A 23,849-nucleotide genomic window follows, 5' to 3' on the forward strand; every position below is an offset into this window, starting at 1 on the left:
TATCATAATCATTTTTTTGCGAATATGCGATAATTAATTATAAAAACTGCAAGGAGGCTTCCCATGATTCGTGCAATCCTATTCGACTTAGATGGAACACTATTAGATCGGCGCCAATCTTTAGAACAATTTATTTGTGAGCAATATAATCGCTTCGCCTCACATTTGAAGAGCATAGAGAAATCAGAGTATTGTTCTCGATTTCTTGAACTCGATAATAATGGCTATACGTGGAAGGATAAAGTATATGCTACTCTCCTTTCCGAATACAACATTACTACTTTAACGCAAGAGCAACTACTACACGACTATATTACAAACTTCCAACATCATTGTATTCCTTTCAAAAACACGCATGAACTACTTCAACAGTTAAAACAGCGAAACATTAAAATTGGTATTATCACAAATGGTTTTACTGAATTTCAGATGAGCAACCTTCGAGCACTACATATACATACGTATACAAACACCATTCTCGTTTCAGAAGCTGAAGGAATAAAAAAACCTCACCCTGAAATTTTCGAACGTGCTTTGCAAAGACTAGATGTTAAGGCAGAAGAATGTCTTTATGTTGGAGATCATCCAGAAAACGATGTGCTTGGTTCTGAACAAGTAGGGATTCTTGGTGTTTGGAAAAAAGATTCGTTTTGGGGTGATTTTAAGCATTCACGTATCGTAGATGATTTGTTGGAGGTGCTTTCGTTTTTAGAGGTGGAGATAAAAATACAATAATAGTAATTAAATTATATCAACAATTTTCACAATATATTGATTCACCGACAAAAAATAATAAGAGGAGGCAGTTATTCAAAAACGCCTCCTCTTTCTTTATTATTCATATACTGTAAACTGTGGTTTACTCGGATGATCTTTTACTAGCGCATCATCTGGAAACTTTGAAACTTTTTGATATACGGCAATGTCGCCGATACACCCTGCTGTTAGTAGAATTCCTAAAAATGAGAGTGGCTCCAGATTCATAGCTAATCCCAATACAATTGGCAAAATTCCAGTTGGTAAAAACGGAAGCATTAACACTTTCTTCATTTGCTTTACTGTAACCGCCTGTTTAGAATGAGCATATGCAACACCTAATTTCCAATTAACGCCCCATTTTAGTTCACTCCACGGAACACCTCCGATATAGCGAAAGCCAATTAAATGTATCGCTTCATGAATACAAACGAGAACAATCATTGCGATAATAAAAAGAAACATCGTTAATAATGTAACTTCGACTTGAACCCCACCTGAAAGAAATATATGCAAATAACCAATTCCAAACGACAAAGCAATTATTATAAAAAATAAAGAAAAGTTTAATTTAACCATCGAAACAGTAACAGTCGTTTCTTTTCTTTTATCCATCTTCCCCCTCCTAAAATGTAAATATATATTTACAAAATTGTATAATATACCCAAAATAATGTAAAGATATATTTACATTTATTCTTACATACAAAAAAAGAAACCGGCTACTTTACTTCGTAAAACAGCCGATTTCTTCTATATGTTTCATCGTACGCGCTAATACGTCATCGCGCATTATAAAGCTAAATTTTCTATTCGTTTTAATGTTGTCAGGAATGTCTTTTAATAAAACAGACCCTTTCGTTTCTTCGTAATGCGTATGTTCTTCTACCGCACTAATTGTTGCAAAATAAATGTTTTTAATGATTATTTTGTCTTTTCCAGATACTTTGTATTGTCCTAAGTAAGTTAAATCAGAAACTATGCCGCCGGTTTCTTCATGAACCTCTCGAACTGCCGCTTCTTCCGGTGTTTCCCCTAGTTCTACTTTACCACCCGGAAATTCAAGACCGCGACGTAAATGATGCGTTAATAACCATTGATCCCCGTACCGGCATACAACCCAAACATGCTTTGGCTCAGGAGAAAATGGATAACGTTCAAACGATAATTGTACAGTGTTGTGGTAATAATCTTTAAATTTGTACATGCCATTACTCCCCTATTGATGGTTACAAGTTTTTCCTACCACAAATTGTAGCATATTCTCGCTTTTCTGCATAATATTATCCAATTACAATCCATTGATTATTCCCATTTGCGCGACTAATTCTTTCGTCTCATGATTTCCTAAATCGTAAATCATTTTATATGCTTTTTGTAGTTGTTCATCATATCGGTCATTATTTGAATCGTGATGATACTCAACAAATGGAACGTGGGAGCGTACAAATGAACCTAAATCTTCTACATATGCTTGATCGAAGTGCTCTCTTAATTCCGTAATTTCCTCATCATTTGCGGAAATCTCAAAATTATACGTATCCGCCGTCTTCACTTGTGAAATTTGACCGTTTCCTATTGATATATAATATGTTTTTTTCGTCTCCATGTAACACCCTTCTTTCATCCTTTTAATTTCTATTGTTTTCATCAATTACAAAATTATGTAAAATAAAGAAAAGGAGGGATTTTATGTTCAAAATATTAATTATCGGTATTATCATCGTCCTAATCATCCTCGTACTCTCCATCATGACAATTAATAAAGGCTATGCTTATAAACATTCCGTCGATAAACTAGAAGACAATCCTTATACAAAAAAGAATAAGGAGAATTCCTAATATACTTCGCATCATAGTAGCACTCACTGTGATCGTTATGTCGGCAATTGGATTATATACAGGTCAAAATAATTTTTTACCTCTTTCACAATTTCTATTAGGGGCTTTAATGTTTCTCATCGCATTTGAACAAATAAAGAAAAAGGAATCAGCAACTGGACTTATTTGTATTATTGCCGGTGCTTTCATTTGGATTGTTCTCATCATTAGCTATATCAAATAAAAGGAGGTACATGCATGCTAAAAGGAGTACGGATTACTTTATCACTTATTGCTTTATCTATAGCAATCTATGGATTTTTTACTAGTAATAGAGAAATAATGCCGTATATGTTTATCTCTTTAGGAGTTATGGCCCTCACCATAAGTTTAGAGGAAATATTAAAGAGGCAAACAGGAGGTAGTGTGCTCGCTCTACTAGCAGGAGCCGCTGCTTTATTTATTGGTTTCACAGAAATATTCCGATAAATGGTCTAAAGGAGGCTATACAATGCTAACTCTAACTATATTACGGAGTTTTTTAGCATTTCTCATGCTTCTCTTACTCATTCTAAGCACTTATATCGATGTTACCGATAATTTTTCCCTTCTCCCATACGTACAATTTATTCTCAGTTGTTTCTTTATTCTTCTAGGAATTAATGAATTGAAATCCGGACGAAAATCAATGAGTATCCCGTATTTTTTCGTTTCCAGTCTCATATTCTTCTTTTTAATATCAAACTACTTTCGCTATATGTAGAATGAAATTTTGGCCAATTTAGCATTTATAATTATTTTCTCTCAGTAACTATTTCTTTCTACTTAAGGGGGATTCCATGTTAAAAAACATTCAAATTATAATCGCCACTATCGCTCTTTCTCTCGCCCTATTTAGCTTCTTTGCAAACTTCACTATTCTTTTACCTTACGTGTTTATCCTTTTAAGTATTATGTGTATCCTTTTTGGAATCGATGAAATAAAGAAGCAGCAAAAAACGAAAGCATTTGTTTATTTTCTCTGTTCTGCCTTTGTTTTATATGTTGGAGTATGTAATATATTTTCATAAAAAAGAAGAGTATGGTTGCTCTTAGCACAATAAAAAAACTGCCCTTTCACAGGCAGTTTTTCTTCTTATCCAAACACTTTCTCAAGTTCATCTTTATCTTGGCTTAACCAGAAGTTCATTAAGCGTTGTGCTCCTTCTAAGTCGTGAAGCTTCGCTTGACCACATTGTGTTTCATTTGCAGCTGGAATTTCTGTAATTTGAACCGCATCTTTTAATGTTAATTCTAATAAATCAATGATTTCTCGTACTGTCGGTGTTCCGCTTACTACAAGATAATATCCTGTTTGGCAGCCCATCGGTGAAATATCGATAATATCAAAATGCGGATAACGATCAATATATTTACGTAAATTAAATGCTAATAAATGTTCTAACGTATGAATAACATCTGGTTTCATTGCTTGTTTATTCGGTTGGCAAAAACGAATATCAAATTTATTTACAATACCGTCACTACCTACATTGTGAACTCCGCAATGTCTTACATAAGGTGCCTTTACAATCGTATGATCTAATTCAAAGCTTTCTACTGATGGCATACAACATCTCTCCCGCTTTTAATTTAATTCCGTTATATCCAATATGATATAACGGAAATGCACATTAGTAAAGTATTATGTACAGTCGTGCTATAATACTTTAAGACTATGCTGAAAAGGAGACCATTATGAAACAGATTTTTATTGGGATTATACGCTTTTATCAAAAGTTCATTTCTCCGATGACACCACCAACTTGCCGCTTTTATCCGACTTGTTCTCATTACGGATTAGAGGCGTTTCAAAAACATGGTGCATTCAAAGGCTTTTGGCTTACTTGTAAGCGTATATTAAAATGTCACCCTTTCCACCCGGGAGGATTTGATCCTGTCCCAGATAAAAAGGATGACAAAGTAAATTCTTAATTGTCGTAACCATTCACAACTAAATCTAATTTTCCTGTTTCAGGATCGATAACAAGACCGTGAACAGGTACTTCTTCTGGAAGTAACGGATGGTTGCGAAGTATCGATACGCTATGTTCTACACTTTCTTCTACACTAGAGAACCCTTGTAGGAATCTTTCTAAATCGATTCCAGAATAACGGAGTGTATCTAATTTCTCATTTGTTATACCGCGCTCTTTCATCTTCTCAATTGTACTGCTTGCCTGAATTTTTGCCATACCGCAATCGTGGTGACCAACTACACAAACTTCATCAGCACCAAGTTCATATACAGCAACTAAAATACTACGCATAATACTTCCGAATGGATGTGAGATAACAGCTCCTGCTACCTTAATAATTTTCACATCACCGTTACGCATATTCATTGCTTTTGGTAATAATTCAACAAGTCGTGTATCCATACAAGAAATAATTACCATTTTTTTATTCGGGAATTTTCCTGTTTCATACTCTTCGTATTTTTTCTCTTCAACAAATTTCTCATTGTACTGCAAAATCTCTTCTAATGACTTCATAGTAAAGGACCCTCTTTTCTCTCGTTTACACTACATAAATAGTGTACCAAAATATGAAAAACTCAAAAAGGATATCGCTTTATAGTAAAAATAAGATATTTTCAGATAATCGACATAATTCTTTCAAAATATACACACAGCTTTGTAACAAGTCTCACATACTTTAAACGTATTTTCACTATAAACTGATTGTAGATAATGTAAAAAAGGAGTGAATATTCATTATGTCCGACGTTCTGTTACTGAGTCGTTTTCAATTTGCAATTACTATTTTTTATCACTTTTTATTTGTACCTTTGACAATCGGACTTGTCATTTTAGTAGCATGTATGGAAACTCAATACGCCCGCACATTGAATCCAACATACCGCAAAATGGCAAATTTCTGGGGTAAATTATTTACAATTAACTTCGTAATGGGGATTATAACCGGGATTACGATGGAATTCCAATTTGGAACAAACTGGTCTGAGTACTCCAAATATATGGGAGACATTTTCGGATCACCTCTCGCAATCGAAGCACTTGTTGCCTTCTTCTTAGAATCTACTTTCATGGGAATATGGTTATTCGGTAAAGACAAAATTTCACCAAAGTTCCGTGCCTTCTGCATGTGGATGGTTGCACTTGGAACAAACATTTCTGCCCTTTGGATTATTACAGCAAACGGCTTTATGCAAAACCCTGTTGGCTACGTAGTACGTAACGGCCGCGCTGAATTAAATGATTTCTGGGCACTCGTTACGAATCCATACGCTTGGAATATGTTCTTCCATACTGTAGTTGGTTGTTATATTGTTGGTGCTTTCTTCGTTATGGCAATTAGTGCCTATCACTTATTACGTAAAAATGAAGTTGAATTCTTCAAAAAATCATTTAAGTTCGGCTTAATGTTAGGCTTATTCGCCGCAACAATTACACCGTTTATGGGACATCAATCTGGTGTATCAGCGGCTAAATATCAACCCGCAAAAGGAGCTGCGATGGAAGCAGTTTGGGAAACCGGAAAAGGACAAGGCTTCTCAATTGTTCAAATTCCTGATGTGAAAAACGAGAAGAATTTTGAATTCCTTACGATTCCAAAACTCGGAAGCTTCTTCTATACAAACTCATTTGATGGCGAAATTGTTGGTTTAAAAGATATTCCGAAAGATGAACGTCCAAATGTTAACCTCGTGTATTATAGCTTCCGATTAATGGTTGCACTCGGTATGTTCTTTATGGCATTAACTTGGTATGGCTTCTATTTAAACCGAAAAGGAAAACTAGAAAACTCAAAACGTTATTTAAAAATTACAATATGGTCTGTCTTACTTCCTTATATCGCGATTAACGCAGGATGGATCGTCGCTGAAGTAGGTCGCCAACCATGGACAGTATATAAACTAATGCGTACAGCAGAATCTGTATCGCCTATATCTGTTCCACAAATTTGGTTCTCATTAATTAGTTTAATTTTATTCTACACTTTACTTTTAATCGCAGACGTATACTTAATGCTGAAGTTCGCTAAAAAAGGACCTGCCGCATTAGAAGAACCTGCTACTGAGGGAGGTGTGGCTCATGTCTCATGATATGCTTGCAATCATCTGGTTCGGTTTATGGGGCGTGATTTGGACAGTTTACTTCATTCTTGACGGGTATGCACTTGGTAACGGAATGATTTTTCCCTTCGTTACGAAAGATCGACAAGAACGAAATCAATTACAAGAAGCAATTGGCCCGTTCTGGGGCGGTAATGAAGTATGGTTAATTACAGCTGGTGGCGCAACATTTGCTGCCTTCCCAGTCACGTATGCTAATATGTTTAGTTATTTATATACACCGTTATTCTTAGTATTACTTGCACTATTTGCTCGTGCCGCTGGACTGGAATTCATGCATAAAGATGATTCACCAATTTGGCAAAAAACTTGTAAATGGGCATTTGCAATTGGCAGTTTCCTAATCGCCTTCTTATTCGGTGTTACATTCGCTAACTTGTATTACGGACTACAAATCGGAAAAAATGGCTATGAAGGAAATTTACTTAGCTTACTAAACCATTACGGTATATTAGGTGGTCTTTTCTTCACTGCTATATTTGTCGTATCCGGTGCCCTTTGGGTCATGATTAAAACGACTGGTGAAGTATCTGATCGTGCTTATAAAATCGCAAGACCATTTTCAATGGCAGCTGCTATCATTTTAGCTATTTTCTATGTAGCAACTGCTAATAGAACAAACTTATTCCAAAACTTTACAGAATATCCGGTACTATTCATTCTTCCAGTACTTGCAATGCTAATGAGTGTACTCGCACTAATTATGGTGTACAAACATAAAATTGGCCTTGCGTTCACATTCGTTTGCCTAACAATCGCAATGTTTATGACAACTGGCTTTGCAGGTATGTTCCCAAGAATGTTACCATCTCGTATTAACGATGCATACAGTACAACGTTATACAACGCAGCTGGTAGTCAATTAAACTTAAAAATTATGTTCTTCGTTGCAATGGTCATGGTACCAATCGTTATTGGATATCAGCTTTGGAGCTACAGTATTTTTAAAAATAAAATTCATAAAGACTCTGCTAAAGGATATCACTAAAATAAAAAAGACACTTCATTTGAAGTGTCTTTTTTGTACGTATGATTTTCGATAAGATGTTATATTTCTAATCTAACAACTATACTACAGAAGAATCATTAACAGCTCACAGCTAGATTGTAGCACAGGACAAGTTCATCATTTTATGCAATTTTACATACTGTACTATAAAGTAAACTGTATCCCCTGATCATTCGCATCATTATCCCACACATCAGCTGTACTAATCCCGCTAAACGTTTGTACTTTCATTCCTGTATTTGATGATCCCGATCCATTATAAGCCTTCGTCTTTTCAATCGGCTGTACGTTATATTTGTCACCTACATTAATTGTTCCATTGCAGTTTTCAATAATAACACCTTCCACAACTGCCGGCATTTTGTCACCCACTTTCATTTCTTTACTTTTATTTTATGAAAATCGCCTAGAAAAATAGCATGTTTCAATAAGAAAAAGCACTCAATTTGAGTGCTTTTTCTTTAAGCATAAAGACAAGTTTGGAGACAGTTGACTTCTTCAAAATTTTATTAGGGGTAATATTTTGAAAAAGAAAGCCTTTCATATGTAGGTTAACACCACTGGAATATATAGTAAATTGATAATATTTATACGGAAGATTGCTAATGTTTAGTATAGATAGTTTACACTGTGCTAACAGTGAAAACTATCTATACTAACAAAAAAAGATGCCTTCAAAAAAGACACCTTTCAAAAACAGACACTATAAAACAGAATTATTTATTGTTATACGATTGTTAGATACAAAAAGTAGAGGGAAATGTTTGTATTAAATTCTGCTTTATAAAGTCTGTCTACAACTTATATTGTAATCCTCTTCATTTGAAAAAAAATATAATATGCACAATTGCATACAAAAAGAAAAAGCACTCTACTGAGTGCCTTTTCAACCATTTTACTTTTAATATATCGCTTTGAATATATTGTAACATGTGTATCCATATATTTTATTGAGAAAATTCAAAATCCTTTTTCTTTCATTTTCACTTATAAAATCATGTAATATAAAAGGTATGTCAAATTCTTATACAAGTTGAGGTGTACTATATTTATGCTGTATTTTGGAATTATTCCTCTTATATTGTTTATTATTTTTCTTATCTCATATTTAAAAGATCCGCGGAAAATAATAAACGGCTTTTTATTTAATTCCTTTGTCTGTTTTTTCCTTCTTTTTTGTGTGATTATATCTGTGAATTCAAGTAGTGATGTCCTACGCTATATTATAATTTTACCTATTTTAGCACTTCTTATTATGCTTCCTTTCGGTATTGTTGCTTTAATGTTTGGGCTATTTCTTAATGCTAGAATTTTAATGAAGCGAGAAGGAAGACGGTTCACTAACTGTTTAACACTCCTTGCTGCTTTAGGGATGTTATTCTTTATGTTACTCCCTATCATAAATCCAGCAAGTTTGGTCTCATCGCATTTAGAGCCTATTTTCGCAGCTATTTCTCTTATAAGCTTCTATTTCTTTATACACTTATCTAACTTCTTAAGCGCTTATTTTTTATACCAATTTAACAGACCAAGACGTAATCAAGATTTCATTATCGTTCTTGGTAGTGGCTTAATTAATGATAAAGTACCACCCTTACTTGCAAGCCGCATTAATAAAGCTATCGACTTCTATTGGAAACAAGCAGCTGTAAATACACCACCGACAATTATTTTCTCTGGTGGTCAAGGTCCAGATGAAGGTCTTCCAGAGGCAGAAGCAATGCAAAATTATGCTGTTGAAAAAGGAATTCCTCTTGAACATACAGTCCAGGAAAATCGCTCTGTAAACACATATCAAAACATGTTGTTCTCTAAAGAAATTATGGATTCTTTAAAACCTGAAGGTAAATATAAAAGTATTTTTACAACGAATAATTTCCACCTTTTCCGCGCTGGTATATACGCTAGACAAGCTGGTCTTAATAGCCAAGGAATCGGGTCAAAAACTGCATTTTATTACTGGCCTAACGCAATGATTCGTGAATATGTTGCGATTGTCGTAATGGGACGTAAGCGTCATATGAAAATATGTGGAACTATTTTAGGTTTCGCTTTATTCATATCAGTACTTAGTTTTATATTTTCTTAATAGCATCCCATCCTTTGAAAGGATGGGATTTCTTATACTGATTTCAAAAATATTTTAAACATAATATGGTGATAATATTCCCTGCATACATCCATTAAAGGAGAATTTTTTCAAATTAAATGTTAAAATGGAATTTAGGTGTGAATGACGTAACAAATAAGAAACTAGTTTGAAACGAGGAAATTATATGGAGAAAATTATCAAAAACAAGCCCAATAAGCTAAAAATTGCTTCAAAAGCTTTGATGATTATTATTGGGGCATTTATCACAGCGTACGGATTAGAAGCGGTATTAATTCCAAATAACGTATCAGACGGTGGTGTGACTGGTTTAAGTATCGTTAGTTCAAGATTATTTGGATTACCATTAGGAGCTCTAATCGCAGTTATTAACATTCCTTTCGTTTGGTTAGGATATAAGCAAATCGGTAAAAGCTTTGCGATTTATTCCATTATCGGGATTGCTTCATTAGCAATAGGTACCGTTGTCATGCACGGAATACCAGCTATTATTGAAGGCGATACATTATTAGTTACAGTTGTTGGTGGTATTATCATCGGTTTTGGTATGGGACTAGCATTACGTAACGGTGGGGCATTAGATGGAATCGATATGCTTGCTGTATTACTTTCTCGTAAGTTACCATTTGGAACGAGTGACCTTATTTTATTCTTAAACATGTTCGTATTTATTTTCGTATCAACGGTATTCGGCCTGCAAGGAGCTATCCTTTCGGCAATTGCTTACTTTATCGCTTCGAAAGTGATTCATATCGTTGAAGTTGGTTTAAGTGGTTCAAAAGCATTTAAAATTATTACAAAAGAGCCTGAATTAATGGTAGAAACAATTCGCGATCGTTTAGGCCGAAGTGCAACATATAACGAAGTATACGGTGGTTATTCAAGAGAGAAGTTTAAAGAAATTTCATGTGTAATTAACCGTTTAGAAGAAAGTAAAATGAAAGAACTTATTAATGAAATCGATCCACATGCCTTTATTACAGTTTATGACGTAGCAGAAGTAAAAGGCGGTAATTTCAAGAAACGTGATATTCATTAATCGTTATAAAAAAGAGGGTGTGCCAAAATTTTGGCACACCCTCTTTTTATTATTAAGTTGCTATCGTTGTCAGTTTTTGTTGGTAAGTCGATATATTTCAATAATCGCTGATATATTTTGAGTTGTGGTCGATATATTCCAATAATCGCTGATATATTTTGAATTACGGTCGATATATTCTAATAATCGCTGATATATTTTGAATTACGGTCGATATATTCTAATAATCGCTGATATATTTTTACTCGCCCCCTTATGCCTAAATTACACCACCTGAAAGGAATTAGTTCTTATAACAAGGAAAAAGACCAAAAAGCAATTTACACTTTTCGGTCTCTACACTATCTTCTCTTCGTAATCTTTCCTGAACCACCGACCCTCGTTTTTGGAGGAGATGTATTCCTTGGCGGCGTTTTAATAGATGATTTCGGCTTCACATCTGATCCGCTTGAACCGCCTGGTGTTTTTGTAATTTTCCCCTTGCTTCCAGTAGAAGGTGGGGGCGTCGTATTACTTCCTTTTTCAGTAATACTTCCCTTATCACCTACTGATGGTTTCGAATCTACATTATCGCCTCGCTTAATGATAGACCCTTTCCCTTCCTTCGTAATTGGAGGTGGGGTTTTCTTTTCTTCTTTCGTAGGTGGTCTCTCTGGAATAACTGGTTTATGATTTTGTCTGTCATTATATCCTCGATAATCACCGTACGATGATTTTCGTGAACCGAATATATCGTTTAATATGCTACCCATAATATATCCTTGCAAGAAGGACGGTTGGTAATTTTGACGGACAAATTCTTTATTACTTATTTCAATTAACGTATCAGATGGTTTCTCTTTATCCTTTTGCAGGTTATAAATCTTATCAGAATAAACGAGGAACATTTGATTTTCGTCTTCTTTAGATGCTTGCTTCGGTTCTCTTTCGTTAATGAGTTCCTTCGCTACTTCAGGAACTGACCGATTGGCGGCCCTATACACGTAAGATTCTTGTTTACCTTCCTTGGCAACAGATTCAAGTGGATAACGGTCTTGAATCGACTTTGTCTGCCCGCCTTGACAACCTGATAAGGCATAACCAGCAACAACAAGTAATATAACGATAGCAAGTATAGGGATCACAAACGATTTAATCATGGTAAACAATCGGTTTGACATGATTACGCCCCCTTACGTTGCTCTTATAATTTGTACATCAGCAGGAATGATTGCTTCTCCCTCATACATCATTGTGCGACCATTTTGCCATTCAATACGCAATAATTTTCGATTATCTGATTGGAATTCCCATATATACTGTTCTTCTGAAGCTGAGAATGGAGTTTTTCCCATCACAACAACACGTCCGTTATATTGTTCTTCCATATGGTACTCGGTATCATCCATTTCAATTGTCGTCGGAATTTCATCAATTGAATCTAAGCGACCATCAATTGGTGTATATAATTTGTAATACGTATTTTCACGATCTTCAATTTTTAAATAACGAATGTCTTTTCCATCTTGCAATGTCAAAACAATTTCCTTACGCGAATGCATACTCGTTTTCCCAATTAATTCATACATAACTAATGAAACTTCAATCATATCGCCAGGAGCTAACGTTAAAAGACTCTTTTCCGGCTTCAGTGGCTCTGGGCTTTTCATTATATTTTTTATTCGTTTAAATAAACTCATAATCTACCCCTCCTTTTCTCTTTATAAACACGCACCTAAAATTAGTGCACCAACAATATGTAATGATCCAGCTAACATCGCATGTGCAACGCTGCCTTCTTTCGTACCTTCTTCTAAATCAAGACCAGACATTTTCTTTAATACGAATTCGATAAACATTTCTACCACTAATAAAATAACGAAAGAAACTGCTGATGCAAGGAGTGCTTGCCATAAATCATTTGCTTTCGTTATCGATTGGGATAAAATGTACCCCTGTGCAAATAATTTCATAATAAAACGAGTTGTTACAGCTGTATTTCCATTTTTGATTTCTTTTAAATCATTGTATTTTGTAAAAATCGAATCAACCCACATAATTGCAAATAAAAGTACTGCACTCGCTCCAGTCCATACAAGCATGGCAACTACATTCATCCATGTCATTGCAAAACCTCCTCTAAAATATAATAGAAAACCGACATGAATATATTTAGACATGTCGGTTCATTTGTCTCTATTCTATATTATTTCTCATACTGCTTCATAATACGAGCTAATTCATCGTCAACAGCAGAATTTTTGTTTAAGCTTGCGAATTCATCATCTAATGACTTTTCTTTCTTATAAACTTCACCGCTTGCTTCCGCTTCAGCCTCTAATTGAAGAGCTTTCTCTTCCATACGGCTTAAACCAGCTTTTGCTGAGTTTGAATCAAATCCAGACATCGCCTGATTAATATTCTTTTGTGCTTTCGCCGCATTTACACGCGCTACAAGTGTTTCACGTTTATTTTTCAGCTCATTTAATTGCTTACGCATTTCTTCTAGCTTTAGGCGCAGGTTATCAGCAGCAGTTTTATTTTGCTCGTAGCTTGCTTTATACTCATTCATTTTTTGCTCTGCATTTTGTTTTTCTTCTAATGCACGACGCGCAAGATCTAAGTTATTAGCTTGAACAGCCATATGAGCCTGCTCTTCACGTTTTTTCACAAGTGCTTCTTGCTCTTCAAATAATATTTTGAATTTCTTCTCAAGTGCGATTTGAGCTGCTACACTTTTCTCAGCCTCTTGTACATCGGCTTGCATATCGCGTAAATATTGATCAGTCATCTTAACTGGATCTTCTGCTTTTTCAATTAACGAATACACATTTGACATTGTTAAATCTCTTAATCGTTTAAATACAGACATCTAAATTCCTCCTATGATATACCTCATATTTCAAATTCACTACTTGGAAAACTGAAAAATCTTCCTTTACAGTAAAGAATATTCATTTTACAGCCTATGTGTTTATTATAACAAAACTAATATGTCCTTACATGTTATTTCCAAAATACATCCATTATAATATGACATTTTATATACAATATTGCATTTACAATATATTATAATTATATCTATTTGGAATTAACTTACTTTTGTGCAATTTCACTAAATTACATAAGTGTAATGTTACTGTAAGCTAACTCGATAGTTGCATTCCGATATTTCTTATACACTAATACCAGAAGCAACAAACAAGCTTCTTCACTTGTAAGCAATAATACAAAAATTGTATTTACTATAAAACATATAAAAGGAGAAATCATCATGAAAAAATTAGTAGGAATCGGATTAGCAGCAGCAATTTCATTTGGAGCATTATCAGGTTGTTCTTTATTAGGAGAAAAAGCGAACGGCTTTGTACTGTACGGATCAGAAGAACAAGTTCAGCAAATTACAGATAAAAACAAAAAAGAAGTGAAAGAAAAAGACTTCTATAAAATGAAAATGACAACATTAGATGGTAAAAAAGTTCTTGTAATGGATAAGAAAACTGGTGAAGAACTAGTGAAAAAAGAGTTACTTAGCAAAGTTGATGAAAAAGACAACACGAAACCACTTGATAAATTACCAGCTGTAACAACAGAACAAGGTGTATTATTTGCAAAAGAAAAAGTAGAAAATGCTGCACTTGATGGGGCAAAATTAAAATATGAAGGCAACACAATTATCGGAAGTGGTCGTGCATATACAGATATGTATGCGATTGTCGATGACGCAACTTACAGCAATGTAAAAGGTGATGAAAAATCTGTAGGTGTATTAAAATTTGATAAAGACCCAAGTAAAGAATTCCCTGGTTACAAAGGCGTAGAAGCTTCTCAACTTGTAAAAATTAAAAAGTAAAACAAAAAAGCTTTGCGAAATTCGCAAAGCTTTTTCTATTTATTATGAGCAATTTGCTCCATATCCGGGCTACAAGTTTGCGACTGACATGACTTATTTAAAGAACATGCTGCGCATTTTCCTTTTTTACTTCTCTTTACAAAATTAACTAACGTATATGCTGCATAACCAAAAATGATAGCTCCAATTATAATATTGACCATCATCACAATACATCTCCTTCTAGAATCCGAGTAAGGATCCAACTTGGTATATAATGAGCGTTAATACATAAGCAACTACGAGTGGATAAACGACTGAGAAAATCGTCCACTTCGCTGATCCTGTTTCACGTTTAATAACAGCTACCGTCGCTAAACACGGAACATATAATAAAATAAAGAACATAAATGCATAAGCTGATAATACTGTATAATGTGCTCCCATTACATTTCCAAGCACATCTTCTTTAACTGCATAAATAATTGCCATTGTAGAAACGACAACTTCCTTCGCTAAAAACCCTGTTAAAAGGGATGCTGCAGCTTGCCATGTTCCGAAGCCGAGCGGTGCGAATAGTGGTGCGATAAATCCACCAATCATCGCTAAGTAACTGTCTCCCATATCAACACCAAATCCTGATGGACCTGCATAGTTTAATAACCAAATGACAACCGAACCACCAAAGATGAATGTACCAGCTTTACGAACAAATCCTTTCCCTTTCTCCCATGTGCTTAGCCATAATGTTTTTGCTTGTGGCACACGGTAAGGCGGTAATTCAATTACGAAAATAGACTTTTCCGCTTTCAAAATCGTAAGAGACATAATTTTTGTAACTAATAACGCAAGAACAATCCCTGCAACATATAAAGAAAATACAACAGTCGCCTGACTATGCGGGAAAAATACGCCCGCAAATAATGCATATACAGGTAATCGTGCTGAACAAGACATAAATGGTGTTACTAAAATGGTAAGTAAACGTTCTTTTTCCTGTTCAATCGTTCTCGCAGCCATGATACCTGGAACGTTACATCCAAAACCGATAATCATCGGAATAAAAGCTTTTCCGTTTAAGCCGAAAAACTCCATAATTCTATCCATAACAACTGCAATTCGCGCCATATACCCTGAGTCTTCTAATAATGAAATAAAAAAGAATAGTGCAAAGATTTGTGGTACGAATACTAATACAGCACCAACACCGGCAATAATACCTTCTGTAACGAGCGCTTGAATAAAATCAGAAGCTCCAATACTTGTAAGTCCAGCCGTCACCCAATCCGTAAGCTGGCCACCAAAAAACTCATCTAACATATCCGATAAAGGTGTACCAATCCACGTAAACGTAACCTGAAAAATAAAAAACATAACTGCTAAAAAGATTGGAAGTCCTAAAATTTTATGTGTAATTAATCTATCAATTTTTTCTGAAAAAGGAATTTTTCCTTCTTTCTCATGCTTCATAACATTTGTTTTTAACTTTTCAATATACGCTTCACGAGTTTTGTAAATGTGCTCTTCTAACGTACAATCAAGTTTTCCTTCTAAGCGAGATCGAATGGCTATGAGTTCCTTATAAATTGGTAATGCTTTCATTTCTTTTTCTACTACTTCGTTATTGCTTAAAAATTGAAGTGCTAACCATCTCGGATGCTCGTAATTCGCTGTCTCTAAAAGAGCAATTACTTCTCCAATTCCTTCATCCATTTGTACACCATATGAAATAAGGAATGGCTTTTTCTCTTGTTTGTTATTTTCTTTAAGAGTCGTAAGCAGTTCTTCACAGCCTTTTCCACTTCTTGCAACAACAGGAACGACTGTTACACCTAATAGCTCTGATAATCGTTTTACATCAATGACAATTCCTCTTTGCTTCGCCACATCAACCATGTTTAAACCAATTGAGACTGGCTTACCAAATTCAAGTAACTGCAACGTTAAATGCATATTTCTTTCAAACTGCGAGGAATCTACGATATTTAACATATGATTAAATTCTTCTGTTAATAGAAAGTTTGTTACAACACCTTCATCACGTGAAACTGGATTTAAATCATAAACACCTGGTAAATCAATTAATGTTCCTTGTCTATCTTTTAATTTACCAACCTTCTTTTCTACTGTTACACCGCTCCAGTTTCCTACATACTCATAAGAACCAGTAAGTGCATTAAATAATGATGTCTTCCCTGTATTCGGATTCCCTAGCAAAGCTACCTTATTCACGCTAATTCCACCTTTATCATTTTCGCGTCACAATGACGAATACTAATTAACTGTCCACGACACTCCAATGTACAAGGACCTTTGAACATCGCTTTCTGTTTCAGGCGAAGTTCGCTTCCTTCAGTAAGACCGAAAGCAGCTAGTCTACGCTTTAATAGCTGATCTAAAGACTGAATACTTTTTACTAACACTTTCTCTCCAATTTTAATATCTACTAAGCTCATAACCTTCCCCCTCAGAAGAGAATGATAATTATTTTCAAAAAAATTATACCACACCCAATTTCTCTTGTACTATACCCTTTTGCTTCATATTTATTAACATTTCGCTACAATTCTATTTCAATTATTGTCATACTGTATTCGTTTGCCATTCTCATCCATTTCGCTTACAATAAACAATAGCAAATAAAGAATCTCGTTATCACTGGGGGAGCCATGCCGCTGAGAGGGAACACTTCGTTCCGACCCTTCGAACCTGTTAGTTAATGCTAACGCAGGGATTGTGCAAACGTCCGAAATACATACCTCATTTTTATTTACGTATTTCGTATCCTCCTATGATATCTATTCTTTTTTGTATAACTTGGATTTAGGGGGAGACAACATGCGTAACACCAATTTACAAGCGATGATCGAATCTGCTATTCTTGCAGCCTTCGCCATGATTATCGATATTTTACCATTATCACTTAAACTTCCAACAGGCGGTTCTATCTCATTCGCTATGATTCCTATTTTTATTATTGCTTACCGCTGGGGCTTTAAATCAGCTTTCTTAGGCGGTTTAGTTTGGGGACTATTACAAATTGTCGTGGGAGATGCTTATATTTTAACACCTGTTCAAGCATTCATTGAGTACTTCATTGCCTTTGCTTTTATCGGATTTGCTGGCTTATTCTATCGTCCAATTCAAAAAGCACTTTTAACATCCAATGAAAATAGCTTAGAACAATCAAATTTAGGTAACCGTAAAGACAAACCTTCATCAAAACAAAATCAGGGTAAGAAAGTCCTTGCTTATATTATCCTTGCTACATTTATCGGTAGCTTTGCTCGCTATTTCTGCCACTTTATTGCCGGCATTATTTTCTGGGGACAATATGCACCGAAAGGTCAATCAGCTGTGTTATATTCATTAATCGTAAATGGAAGTACAATGCTTGGTTCTTTTATTTTATGTACCGTTTTACTTATATTTTTATTTATCACTTCACCACGATTATTCAAAAGCATCAGTGCTTATCAAATGAATACACAAAAAAAGGGCGCTTAATGAGCGCTCTTTTTTCATATCGTAATATCAATTAAAAATACAATAAATGCGCAAAAGAAAATAAATACCATTATACTTAGCCAATTGCTATGCACGGTTCATCGACTCCTTACATAACCTCATATTCTAAACAAATTATACTGATTAAAAATAAAGATTAGGTAAAGATAATATGAAAATAAATTAAAAAAGCGTAAATCATATTATTTACGCTTTTTTCGGTAAATAGAAGTAAAATAACACACCATCTTCTGTATTTCCTGCCCCATATTCAGTATCATGTAGTTCTAAAATATTCTTTGAAATGGCAAGCCCAAGTCCCGTCCCACCTTGTGAACGCTGACGAGCTGTATCCACTCGATAAAAACGATCCCAAATTTTATCTAATTGTTCTTCTTCAATGTGAGTACCTTTATTTTCAATGCACACTTTTATACGATCCTTCTCATCTATTGTAGAAATAATAATATCTTCTTTATTTGGTGTATAACGTATGGCATTCGTAATGAAATTCACGATGACTTGTTCAATCCGGCCTTGATTTGCAATCACTTCAAATGAACATATATTTTTATGAACACGAAGCTCTTTTTTCTCTATTTCCACAGATAGATGTTCACATATGTCTTCAATTACTGTATCAATATAAAACGAATTCTTTTTCATTTTATATGTACCAGATTCAAATTTAGCTAACTCAAGCATATCCAAAATTAACGTATCCATTTTGTCTACTTCTCTCTCCATTGCCTGAAAATAATACTCTTTTTTATGTTCAGCTACCCCGTCTTTTAAAATAGAAATACAGCTTTTCATAATACTTAGCGGTGTTTTTAATTCATGTGAAACACCAGAAATGAATTCTTTTCGCGTCTTTTCTAACTTTCTTTCCTTTTCAATATCTTCTTCTAACTGCCCAATATGCGAATGGAGTTTATTTGATAGAACATTAATATTTTTCGATAAATCTCCAATTTCATCTTTTGAAGTAATCGGTATTTTTTCTGTAAAATCTAATTGTGCTATTTTCTTCGTCGTATCATTTATTTTTAATAATGGTTTTGCAATTTGTTTTGAATAATAAAACGAAGCTAAAAAAATAAGAACGACTACAAATGCAATGATATAGATGTAATAATCTTGCACCATTTGTACAGCTTCATCTACAGGCTGTAAAGAAGCCATCGCATAAATATATGTTACTGATCCATCTTTTTCTTTTATTGGTTTCATTAATAATTTATATTTTATATCATTCTTTTCATAGTCCATTGTCTTTGTTGAATACTCTATTTGATTACTCTCTTTTAGTAATACATCCGTTTGAAATTCTTTTATACTATCCAAAAACAAAGTATTTTTATAAATTGGATTTACGAGGCCTTTTACATCTGGAAACTGTACTTTTGTAACAAACCCACCTATATAAGCATCTGGTTCTTGGGCAGCTTGCTCCTGAACAGCCGGCTTCTTTTCCTTACTTACTTGTTCCTCAGCTGCTTTCTTTTTCTCCTCATCTAATTTACTCATTTTCTCCTTAAATGCTTTTTCTAACGGTTTATTAGATCCACTTAAATTCTGCTTAGATAACGAGAAAGAGAATGGAATAAAACTATCTCCTTTTTTCACTCCAGAAAAATAAATTCCTTGGCCTAGAAACTGATCTGATGATTTATTCTCAATCTCTTCTATATTGACGAGATTGCCTAAAGGAATTTTGAATATTTGTTGTCCAAAGCTCTTTTGTTGCCTACGATCTATCGTTACTTCAAAATAAAAATCATCTGCATGTTTTAAATTCCCGTTCTTATCTAATGTCGTAATCCACGTATTATTTTCTCTTAAAAAGTCTTGCTCTAGTTTTTGAATTTCTTCTGCATTTCCTGCATAATTTAAATAATTCTTCTCAAAGGAATTTAAATTTACTTTAATATCTTCCACTTTTCGATTCGCATAATATTGTTTAAAAAATATCGTTTGTCCAATAAATATCGTCGCTAAAATCAACATGCATAATGCCGTTGTAAGAGTAAATAATTTTAGTACAATTCCTTTCCTCATACATTGCCCTCAAATTTATAACCTGTTCGTACTACAGTTGTAATATACTTTGCTTTCTCTCCTAATTTATTTCTTAAATTACGAATATGACTATTCACCGTTCGATCATCACCAGCAAATTCATATCCCCAAATTCTTGAAATGAGTTGCTCTCGCGTTAAAACGATTCCTTGATTTTTCATGAAATACGCTAATATTTCAAATTCTGTATGCGTTAAATTAATATCGGTTCTATCTACCGTAACAGTGCGAGACGGAAAATGAACGTGAATGCCGTGGATTGATAATGTATCATCTTCATTCTCTAAAAGTTGCTTTGTCACTTTTCTGCTTTCTAACAACCTTTTCGCTCTTGCTAATAAAATTGGCGGACTATACGGCTTCGTCACATAATCATCTGCCCCAAGTTCAAAACCAAGTAACGTATCGTCTTCATCTACACGCGCCGTCAGCATAATAATAGGCACCTCGGACGTCTTTCGAATCCTTCGGCAAACAGACCATCCATCGAGTTCTGGCAACATAATATCTAAAATAACTAAATCAACCTCTTCTTCTTCAAATACAACTAAAGCCTCTTTCCCGTCCCTCGCTTCAAACACTACATATTGCTCACTTAAAAAATAATCTTTTAATATTTCACGTAATATGTCTTCATCTTCAACAATTAAAATATTTTTTGACATAATTTATATATCCCCCTCCCGCTTTCAGAAACTATAATTTCACTTTGAATAACTAGCAGTTAACTTCGCCTCGATAATATATCTATCTGGTGCATTCCCTATATAATTAAATGGGTAACAAGTTGTCAGTGTTAATATCGGTTCTTCTTTTTTTATAATAACAGTGCGATCATCCGCATGGGTAATCCACGTCTTTTGAATTTCATATGTGTACGTTTTATTATCATACTCTAAAACAAGGGTATCCTTTTCTTTCAACTCTTCTAAATCTGTAAATACAGTATCTCGGTGTCCACTCAGTACAGTATGTCCCCCTCCAGATGGAGTTGTCGTTAAATCACTAACGAACATACCCACTCCTTTTTTCAAAGTCGTATCATCCGCTCCCCAATATATAGAAAACTTCTTCTTTATTTTCGGTATGTTTAACATCGCTACCTTTTCTCCTTCTTTATGTTCTGTTTGAGAAGAAGGCACTTGAGAAGTTACAGGTGTTTCATGAGAAAGTTGAGTATCTTGTATATTTTTAAGGCTCTTTATTTCTTCTGCCGTTAATTGCCCAGCAGAGCTTCTTCCTTTATACCATTCCACAGCATAATAGGATCCCATGAATAGCCCTATAGCCATCAATATGATACCGATATAATTGAGTAACTTCATTCTTCATTCCTCCATGCCAAAAATGGTAGGAGTAACCTACCATTTTTAATATATGAAATTATCCCATTCTTTATAGGAAAATATTTTATTTACGCTTTAATCTTATTGCGACGATTCAAACCAAATAATGTACCTACCGCTACAAGACATGCACTTAATCCCATCATTACTACATTATTCGATGCTGTATTTGGTAATTTTTCACCTTGTACAACTGGCTTTGCTACTTCTTTTTTAGCTACTTCATTCTTTTGCTCGGCTTTTATCGCTGCTTCTTTTTTGGCCATATCGTTTTTTAACTGTTCTTGCGCTATTCTCTTTTTCTCTTCTTCACTTTTTTTCTCAGCTTTTATTGCTTCTTCTTTTTTAGCCATATCATTTTTTTCTTGTACTTGTGTCGCTTGCTTTTTCTCTACTTCACTTTTTTGCTGTTCCTTAATTGCTTCTTCTTTTTTAGCTTTATCTTGTTGCACTTGCGCTTCTTCCTTTGTTACTGTTCCAGTATCTGCACTCGCTACTGAAGAATATCCTACTGCTAAAAGTGCCATTGCACAAATTGGTAATAGTCTCTTTTTCATTTTCATTCTCTCCTTATATTTTATTCACATCAACTCGCATCGGATGTATTACTAGAATAAGCAAGAGATATAAATATAAGATGCAGATGAAATATATTTCATTTAAAGATTTCATTGTAGAAAAAGAAAAAAACATCGCAATATGTACGATGTTTTTTCGGGTGTGTGTCTCAATTATTTACATGTTACTTTCGCGTGATTTGGAAGTAGAACGGGCCGGAGCGATAACTAATTGTCTCGGCTCAGTTTTCTTGAAGTGATTTTTGACGTTACACTTACGACGTTGAACAACCCACGCTTTAATAGGGTTTGTTAAAATAATCTTTTGCTCTTCGTTAGGGGTCTCTTCTTCAAACCTACAACTCTCGCTCCATTTATTCCATTTCATTGTAAATTTAGAAGAAGAATGATCATCTTCACGATCAAACAAGTGCAAAAAATCCATTTTTCCATCTAGCATTACGGTGTTACTAGTCGCTAAAAAAGAAAAGGTCGTCCAACGTTTCTCCATGCCCTCCTACTCCTTTTTCACATATAGAGTGCCTAAAACTTAATTTACCTAAAATATGCTTGCCTTTTACCTTACACCCATAGTTTATCCAAAATGCTATTATGCAACTATCGATTTGCCTTACAACTACCTTACATTTTTGTAAGAAACAAAAAAACCTTCACTCTATATAATGAAGGTTTCTTACTTTTTATCTATATGATCTCTCATATCATCAAGTCCAGCTTCTTTTAGCTGCGACATCATACCGTGCGAAATTGCTCCTAACACTAAAGTCATTCCAATTAATGAAATACGAATCGCAGGTACATCAATTACGTAAGCCAACAGGCCAAGAACAATTGTTAAAAGTAATGCTTTTATAAATGTTACACTTGTGTACTGTTTCTTCTTCATCATATTCACCCTTTATGGAAGCGTTTTCTTAATACACTTAGTATATCATATCATCAGATGATTTTGGCGTTATCTTTGTAAAAAATTACTATCTCCTTTGACTTTTTCTATTCTATCCTTTACAGTCGAAATGTTCGCAAGTTTTACACTGTAGGAGGATTACAATGAATATTAAAATAAAAGACACTTTAATTTCTGAAGAACAATTACAAGCAAAAGTTAAAGAATTAGCACTTCAAATCGAACGTGATTTTGAAGGAGAAGAAATCGTAGTTATCGCAGTTTTAAAAGGTTCATTCGTATTTGCTGCTGATTTAATTCGTCACATCAAAAATGATGTAACAATTGACTTTATTTCTGCATCTAGCTACGGAAATCAAACAGAAACAACAGGAAAAGTGAAACTACTAAAAGATATCGACGTAAACATTACTGGGAAAAACGTAATTGTTGTAGAAGATATTATCGATTCTGGTTTAACACTTCATTTTCTAAAAGACCACTTCTTTATGCATAAACCAAAGGCACTTAAGTTCTGTACGCTACTTGATAAACCAGAACGCCGTAAAGTGGACTTAAAAGCTGAATATGTTGGCTTCCAAATTCCAGACGAATTTATCGTTGGCTACGGTATCGACTGTGCTGAGAAATATCGTAACTTACCATTTATCGCTTCAGTTGTAACGGAGTAATATAATAAAATAAGCTTCCATCAATTACTGATGGAGGTTTATTTTCTATCACGATTCGTAAAAGACAAAGGGAG

Annotated in this window: 32 protein-coding genes and 1 riboswitch; of the genes, 13 read left to right on the forward strand and 19 right to left on the reverse strand. The window is 34.4% G+C overall.

The genetic code is table 11. The features are described from left to right. Positions 1-63 precede the first annotated feature (63 nt). A complete protein-coding gene (locus DN404_RS04580) occupies positions 64-735 on the forward strand; it encodes an HAD family hydrolase (RefSeq protein WP_006925596.1) in 672 nt (223 codons plus the stop codon). A 99-nt stretch (positions 736-834) separates the two neighbouring features. Here the strand turns inward: DN404_RS04580 and DN404_RS04585 are convergent, their stop codons facing one another. From DN404_RS04585 to DN404_RS04595, 3 genes are all read right to left on the reverse strand, one after another. Next, positions 835-1,371, reverse strand: coding sequence for a DUF3267 domain-containing protein (locus DN404_RS04585; RefSeq protein ID WP_000361288.1), 537 nt, complete (start codon positions 1,369-1,371; stop codon positions 835-837). Between the two features lie 112 nt (positions 1,372-1,483). After that, positions 1,484-1,963 carry an antimutator 8-oxo-(dGTP/GTP)ase gene (mutTA, locus tag DN404_RS04590; protein WP_000276385.1) on the reverse strand — a complete coding sequence of 160 codons (480 nt, stop codon included), beginning with the start codon at positions 1,961-1,963 and terminating at the stop codon, positions 1,484-1,486. 84 nt (positions 1,964-2,047) lie between these two features. Continuing rightward, positions 2,048-2,365 (reverse strand): hypothetical protein, encoded by a 318-nt coding sequence (locus DN404_RS04595; protein WP_000448409.1) that lies wholly within the window; start codon positions 2,363-2,365, stop codon positions 2,048-2,050. An 83-nt stretch (positions 2,366-2,448) separates the two neighbouring features. Here DN404_RS04595 and ytzI point away from each other — a divergent pair, with 83 nt between their 5' ends. The 4 genes from ytzI to DN404_RS04615 all read left to right on the forward strand — a co-directional run bounded on the left by ytzI (position 2,449) and on the right by DN404_RS04615 (position 3,647). Next, the gene (gene ytzI / locus DN404_RS04600) at positions 2,449-2,598 is read left to right on the forward strand and encodes a YtzI protein (protein WP_000472791.1); all 150 of its coding nucleotides are present in this window, start codon (positions 2,449-2,451) and stop codon (positions 2,596-2,598) included. After that, positions 2,591-2,821 carry a DUF3953 domain-containing protein gene (locus DN404_RS04605; protein ID WP_033687460.1) on the forward strand — a complete coding sequence of 77 codons (231 nt, stop codon included), beginning with the start codon at positions 2,591-2,593 and terminating at the stop codon, positions 2,819-2,821. Before ytzI ends, DN404_RS04605 begins: the two co-directional genes overlap by 8 nt. A gap of 14 nt (positions 2,822-2,835) precedes the next feature. Next, positions 2,836-3,066, forward strand: a complete 231-nt coding sequence (locus DN404_RS04610; RefSeq protein WP_000912059.1) for a DUF3953 domain-containing protein — start codon at positions 2,836-2,838, stop codon at positions 3,064-3,066. A gap of 350 nt (positions 3,067-3,416) precedes the next feature. Continuing rightward, positions 3,417-3,647 carry a YczI family protein gene (locus DN404_RS04615; RefSeq protein ID WP_023523232.1) on the forward strand — a complete coding sequence of 77 codons (231 nt, stop codon included), beginning with the start codon at positions 3,417-3,419 and terminating at the stop codon, positions 3,645-3,647. A gap of 65 nt (positions 3,648-3,712) precedes the next feature. Here DN404_RS04615 and luxS read toward each other — a convergent pair whose 3' ends face one another. Next, a complete protein-coding gene (luxS, locus tag DN404_RS04620; RefSeq protein WP_001141371.1) occupies positions 3,713-4,186 on the reverse strand; it encodes an S-ribosylhomocysteine lyase LuxS in 474 nt (157 codons plus the stop codon). Between the two features lie 128 nt (positions 4,187-4,314). Here luxS and yidD point away from each other — a divergent pair, with 128 nt between their 5' ends. After that, a complete protein-coding gene (gene yidD / locus DN404_RS04625) occupies positions 4,315-4,551 on the forward strand; it encodes a membrane protein insertion efficiency factor YidD (protein WP_000809330.1) in 237 nt (78 codons plus the stop codon). Here yidD and DN404_RS04630 read toward each other — a convergent pair. Next, positions 4,548-5,111, reverse strand: a complete 564-nt coding sequence (locus DN404_RS04630; protein ID WP_000838169.1) for a beta-class carbonic anhydrase — start codon at positions 5,109-5,111, stop codon at positions 4,548-4,550. The two genes, yidD and DN404_RS04630, sit on opposite strands and share 4 nt — an antisense overlap. Before the next feature lie 224 nt (positions 5,112-5,335). On the opposite strand from DN404_RS04630, the gene cydA reads away from it, so the two are divergent. Together cydA and cydB are read left to right on the forward strand one after the other, a co-directional pair. Further along, the gene (gene cydA, locus DN404_RS04635) at positions 5,336-6,685 is read left to right on the forward strand and encodes a cytochrome ubiquinol oxidase subunit I (RefSeq protein WP_001286188.1); all 1,350 of its coding nucleotides are present in this window, start codon (positions 5,336-5,338) and stop codon (positions 6,683-6,685) included. After that, a complete protein-coding gene (gene cydB, locus DN404_RS04640) occupies positions 6,675-7,703 on the forward strand; it encodes a cytochrome d ubiquinol oxidase subunit II (protein ID WP_000017662.1) in 1,029 nt (342 codons plus the stop codon). The genes cydA and cydB overlap by 11 nt, the downstream gene beginning before the upstream one ends. A gap of 165 nt (positions 7,704-7,868) precedes the next feature. Here the strand turns inward: cydB and DN404_RS04645 are convergent, their stop codons facing one another. Next, positions 7,869-8,102, reverse strand: a complete 234-nt coding sequence (locus tag DN404_RS04645; RefSeq protein ID WP_002001299.1) for a spore germination protein — start codon at positions 8,100-8,102, stop codon at positions 7,869-7,871. 673 nt (positions 8,103-8,775) lie between these two features. Here DN404_RS04645 and DN404_RS04650 point away from each other — a divergent pair. Next, on the forward strand, positions 8,776-9,813 hold the full coding sequence (locus DN404_RS04650) for a YdcF family protein (protein WP_000965218.1): 1,038 nt from the start codon (positions 8,776-8,778) through the stop codon (positions 9,811-9,813). 187 nt (positions 9,814-10,000) lie between these two features. Then, the gene (locus tag DN404_RS04655; protein ID WP_000411240.1) at positions 10,001-10,873 is read left to right on the forward strand and encodes a YitT family protein; all 873 of its coding nucleotides are present in this window, start codon (positions 10,001-10,003) and stop codon (positions 10,871-10,873) included. 341 nt (positions 10,874-11,214) lie between these two features. On the opposite strand, the gene DN404_RS04660 is transcribed toward DN404_RS04655, so the two are convergent. The 4 genes from DN404_RS04660 to DN404_RS04675 form a co-directional block, all read right to left on the reverse strand. Beyond that, positions 11,215-12,033, reverse strand: coding sequence for a DUF4247 domain-containing protein (locus DN404_RS04660; protein ID WP_000071190.1), 819 nt, complete (start codon positions 12,031-12,033; stop codon positions 11,215-11,217). 12 nt (positions 12,034-12,045) lie between these two features. Beyond that, on the reverse strand, positions 12,046-12,552 hold the full coding sequence (locus DN404_RS04665; RefSeq protein ID WP_000051739.1) for a DUF4178 domain-containing protein: 507 nt from the start codon (positions 12,550-12,552) through the stop codon (positions 12,046-12,048). Positions 12,553-12,573: 21 nt separating this feature from the next. Continuing rightward, positions 12,574-12,978 (reverse strand): DUF350 domain-containing protein, encoded by a 405-nt coding sequence (locus DN404_RS04670; RefSeq protein ID WP_000220087.1) that lies wholly within the window; start codon positions 12,976-12,978, stop codon positions 12,574-12,576. A gap of 80 nt (positions 12,979-13,058) precedes the next feature. Beyond that, positions 13,059-13,724, reverse strand: coding sequence for a PspA/IM30 family protein (locus DN404_RS04675; protein ID WP_086389569.1), 666 nt, complete (start codon positions 13,722-13,724; stop codon positions 13,059-13,061). A 402-nt stretch (positions 13,725-14,126) separates the two neighbouring features. Here DN404_RS04675 and DN404_RS04680 point away from each other — a divergent pair, with 402 nt between their 5' ends. After that, complete coding sequence (locus DN404_RS04680; protein ID WP_000737468.1) at positions 14,127-14,705, forward strand: lipoprotein BA_5634 family protein; 579 nt, start codon at positions 14,127-14,129, stop codon at positions 14,703-14,705. 35 nt (positions 14,706-14,740) lie between these two features. Here the strand turns inward: DN404_RS04680 and DN404_RS04685 are convergent, their stop codons facing one another. The 3 genes from DN404_RS04685 to DN404_RS04695 are packed head-to-tail and all read right to left on the reverse strand — an operon-like array spanning position 14,741 to position 17,140. Continuing rightward, on the reverse strand, positions 14,741-14,911 hold the full coding sequence (locus tag DN404_RS04685; protein ID WP_000989598.1) for a FeoB-associated Cys-rich membrane protein: 171 nt from the start codon (positions 14,909-14,911) through the stop codon (positions 14,741-14,743). Between the two features lie 16 nt (positions 14,912-14,927). Next, positions 14,928-16,916, reverse strand: a complete 1,989-nt coding sequence (feoB, locus tag DN404_RS04690) for a ferrous iron transport protein B (RefSeq protein ID WP_149214770.1) — start codon at positions 16,914-16,916, stop codon at positions 14,928-14,930. Continuing rightward, a complete protein-coding gene (locus DN404_RS04695) occupies positions 16,913-17,140 on the reverse strand; it encodes a FeoA family protein (protein WP_149214771.1) in 228 nt (75 codons plus the stop codon). The genes feoB and DN404_RS04695 overlap by 4 nt, the downstream gene beginning before the upstream one ends. Positions 17,141-17,334: 194 nt before the next feature. Then, positions 17,335-17,436: riboswitch (TPP riboswitch) on the forward strand. 86 nt (positions 17,437-17,522) lie between these two features. Here DN404_RS04695 and thiT point away from each other — a divergent pair. Continuing rightward, positions 17,523-18,191: an energy-coupled thiamine transporter ThiT gene (thiT, locus tag DN404_RS04700; RefSeq protein WP_001246588.1), complete on the forward strand. Its 669-nt coding sequence runs from the start codon at positions 17,523-17,525 to the stop codon at positions 18,189-18,191. A 207-nt stretch (positions 18,192-18,398) separates the two neighbouring features. Here thiT and DN404_RS04705 read toward each other — a convergent pair whose 3' ends face one another. From DN404_RS04705 to DN404_RS04730, 6 genes are all read right to left on the reverse strand, one after another. After that, entirely contained in the window at positions 18,399-20,252 is a 1,854-nt protein-coding gene (locus DN404_RS04705; protein WP_149214772.1) for a sensor histidine kinase, read from the reverse strand. Then, positions 20,249-20,938 carry a response regulator transcription factor gene (locus DN404_RS04710; RefSeq protein WP_000041857.1) on the reverse strand — a complete coding sequence of 230 codons (690 nt, stop codon included), beginning with the start codon at positions 20,936-20,938 and terminating at the stop codon, positions 20,249-20,251. Before DN404_RS04710 ends, DN404_RS04705 begins: the two co-directional genes overlap by 4 nt. 39 nt (positions 20,939-20,977) lie before the next feature. Next, positions 20,978-21,598, reverse strand: a complete 621-nt coding sequence (locus tag DN404_RS04715) for a class D sortase (protein WP_149214773.1) — start codon at positions 21,596-21,598, stop codon at positions 20,978-20,980. 89 nt (positions 21,599-21,687) lie between these two features. Further along, positions 21,688-22,176 (reverse strand): LPXTG cell wall anchor domain-containing protein, encoded by a 489-nt coding sequence (locus DN404_RS04720; RefSeq protein WP_149214774.1) that lies wholly within the window; start codon positions 22,174-22,176, stop codon positions 21,688-21,690. A 178-nt stretch (positions 22,177-22,354) separates the two neighbouring features. Next, positions 22,355-22,687, reverse strand: a complete 333-nt coding sequence (locus tag DN404_RS04725; RefSeq protein WP_000415617.1) for a hypothetical protein — start codon at positions 22,685-22,687, stop codon at positions 22,355-22,357. Between the two features lie 183 nt (positions 22,688-22,870). Beyond that, on the reverse strand, positions 22,871-23,086 hold the full coding sequence (locus DN404_RS04730) for a hypothetical protein (protein ID WP_002001286.1): 216 nt from the start codon (positions 23,084-23,086) through the stop codon (positions 22,871-22,873). A 161-nt stretch (positions 23,087-23,247) separates the two neighbouring features. Between DN404_RS04730 and hpt the strand changes: the two genes are divergently transcribed. Further along, positions 23,248-23,775 (forward strand): hypoxanthine phosphoribosyltransferase, encoded by a 528-nt coding sequence (gene hpt, locus DN404_RS04735; RefSeq protein ID WP_065485468.1) that lies wholly within the window; start codon positions 23,248-23,250, stop codon positions 23,773-23,775. Positions 23,776-23,849 lie beyond the last annotated feature (74 nt).

It is taken from the genome of Bacillus sp. TE8-1 (assembly GCF_008368855.1).
GTDB lineage: Bacteria > Bacillota > Bacilli > Bacillales > Bacillaceae_G > Bacillus_A > Bacillus_A cereus.

Excerpts from the sequence above, each read along its gene's own strand:
- DN404_RS04585 (WP_000361288.1), bottom strand. The coding sequence starts at position 1,371 with ATGGATAAAAGAAAAGAAACGACTGTTACTGTTTCGATGGTTAAATTA.
- DN404_RS04595 (WP_000448409.1), bottom strand. The coding sequence starts at position 2,365 with ATGGAGACGAAAAAAACATATTATATATCAATAGGAAACGGTCAAATT.
- DN404_RS04725 (WP_000415617.1), bottom strand. The coding sequence starts at position 22,687 with ATGGAGAAACGTTGGACGACCTTTTCTTTTTTAGCGACTAGTAACACC.
- DN404_RS04650 (WP_000965218.1), top strand. The coding sequence starts at position 8,776 with ATGCTGTATTTTGGAATTATTCCTCTTATATTGTTTATTATTTTTCTT.
- DN404_RS04680 (WP_000737468.1), top strand. The coding sequence starts at position 14,127 with ATGAAAAAATTAGTAGGAATCGGATTAGCAGCAGCAATTTCATTTGGA.
- DN404_RS04720 (WP_149214774.1), bottom strand. The coding sequence starts at position 22,176 with ATGAAAAAGAGACTATTACCAATTTGTGCAATGGCACTTTTAGCAGTA.
- luxS (WP_001141371.1), bottom strand. The coding sequence starts at position 4,186 with ATGCCATCAGTAGAAAGCTTTGAATTAGATCATACGATTGTAAAGGCA.
- DN404_RS04705 (WP_149214772.1), bottom strand. The coding sequence starts at position 20,252 with ATGAGGAAAGGAATTGTACTAAAATTATTTACTCTTACAACGGCATTA.
- DN404_RS04715 (WP_149214773.1), bottom strand. The coding sequence starts at position 21,598 with ATGAAGTTACTCAATTATATCGGTATCATATTGATGGCTATAGGGCTA.
- DN404_RS04675 (WP_086389569.1), bottom strand. The coding sequence starts at position 13,724 with ATGTCTGTATTTAAACGATTAAGAGATTTAACAATGTCAAATGTGTAT.
- hpt (WP_065485468.1), top strand. The coding sequence starts at position 23,248 with ATGAATATTAAAATAAAAGACACTTTAATTTCTGAAGAACAATTACAA.
- DN404_RS04670 (WP_000220087.1), bottom strand. The coding sequence starts at position 12,978 with ATGACATGGATGAATGTAGTTGCCATGCTTGTATGGACTGGAGCGAGT.
- DN404_RS04710 (WP_000041857.1), bottom strand. The coding sequence starts at position 20,938 with ATGTCAAAAAATATTTTAATTGTTGAAGATGAAGACATATTACGTGAA.
- DN404_RS04695 (WP_149214771.1), bottom strand. The coding sequence starts at position 17,140 with ATGAGCTTAGTAGATATTAAAATTGGAGAGAAAGTGTTAGTAAAAAGT.
- DN404_RS04610 (WP_000912059.1), top strand. The coding sequence starts at position 2,836 with ATGCTAAAAGGAGTACGGATTACTTTATCACTTATTGCTTTATCTATA.
- DN404_RS04645 (WP_002001299.1), bottom strand. The coding sequence starts at position 8,102 with ATGAAAGTGGGTGACAAAATGCCGGCAGTTGTGGAAGGTGTTATTATT.
- DN404_RS04730 (WP_002001286.1), bottom strand. The coding sequence starts at position 23,086 with ATGATGAAGAAGAAACAGTACACAAGTGTAACATTTATAAAAGCATTA.
- ytzI (WP_000472791.1), top strand. The coding sequence starts at position 2,449 with ATGTTCAAAATATTAATTATCGGTATTATCATCGTCCTAATCATCCTC.
- DN404_RS04660 (WP_000071190.1), bottom strand. The coding sequence starts at position 12,033 with ATGTCAAACCGATTGTTTACCATGATTAAATCGTTTGTGATCCCTATA.
- thiT (WP_001246588.1), top strand. The coding sequence starts at position 17,523 with ATGCGTAACACCAATTTACAAGCGATGATCGAATCTGCTATTCTTGCA.
- DN404_RS04615 (WP_023523232.1), top strand. The coding sequence starts at position 3,417 with ATGTTAAAAAACATTCAAATTATAATCGCCACTATCGCTCTTTCTCTC.
- cydA (WP_001286188.1), top strand. The coding sequence starts at position 5,336 with ATGTCCGACGTTCTGTTACTGAGTCGTTTTCAATTTGCAATTACTATT.
- DN404_RS04655 (WP_000411240.1), top strand. The coding sequence starts at position 10,001 with ATGGAGAAAATTATCAAAAACAAGCCCAATAAGCTAAAAATTGCTTCA.
- mutTA (WP_000276385.1), bottom strand. The coding sequence starts at position 1,963 with ATGTACAAATTTAAAGATTATTACCACAACACTGTACAATTATCGTTT.
- cydB (WP_000017662.1), top strand. The coding sequence starts at position 6,675 with ATGTCTCATGATATGCTTGCAATCATCTGGTTCGGTTTATGGGGCGTG.
- DN404_RS04685 (WP_000989598.1), bottom strand. The coding sequence starts at position 14,911 with ATGATGGTCAATATTATAATTGGAGCTATCATTTTTGGTTATGCAGCA.
- DN404_RS04665 (WP_000051739.1), bottom strand. The coding sequence starts at position 12,552 with ATGAGTTTATTTAAACGAATAAAAAATATAATGAAAAGCCCAGAGCCA.
- DN404_RS04580 (WP_006925596.1), top strand. The coding sequence starts at position 64 with ATGATTCGTGCAATCCTATTCGACTTAGATGGAACACTATTAGATCGG.
- yidD (WP_000809330.1), top strand. The coding sequence starts at position 4,315 with ATGAAACAGATTTTTATTGGGATTATACGCTTTTATCAAAAGTTCATT.
- DN404_RS04630 (WP_000838169.1), bottom strand. The coding sequence starts at position 5,111 with ATGAAGTCATTAGAAGAGATTTTGCAGTACAATGAGAAATTTGTTGAA.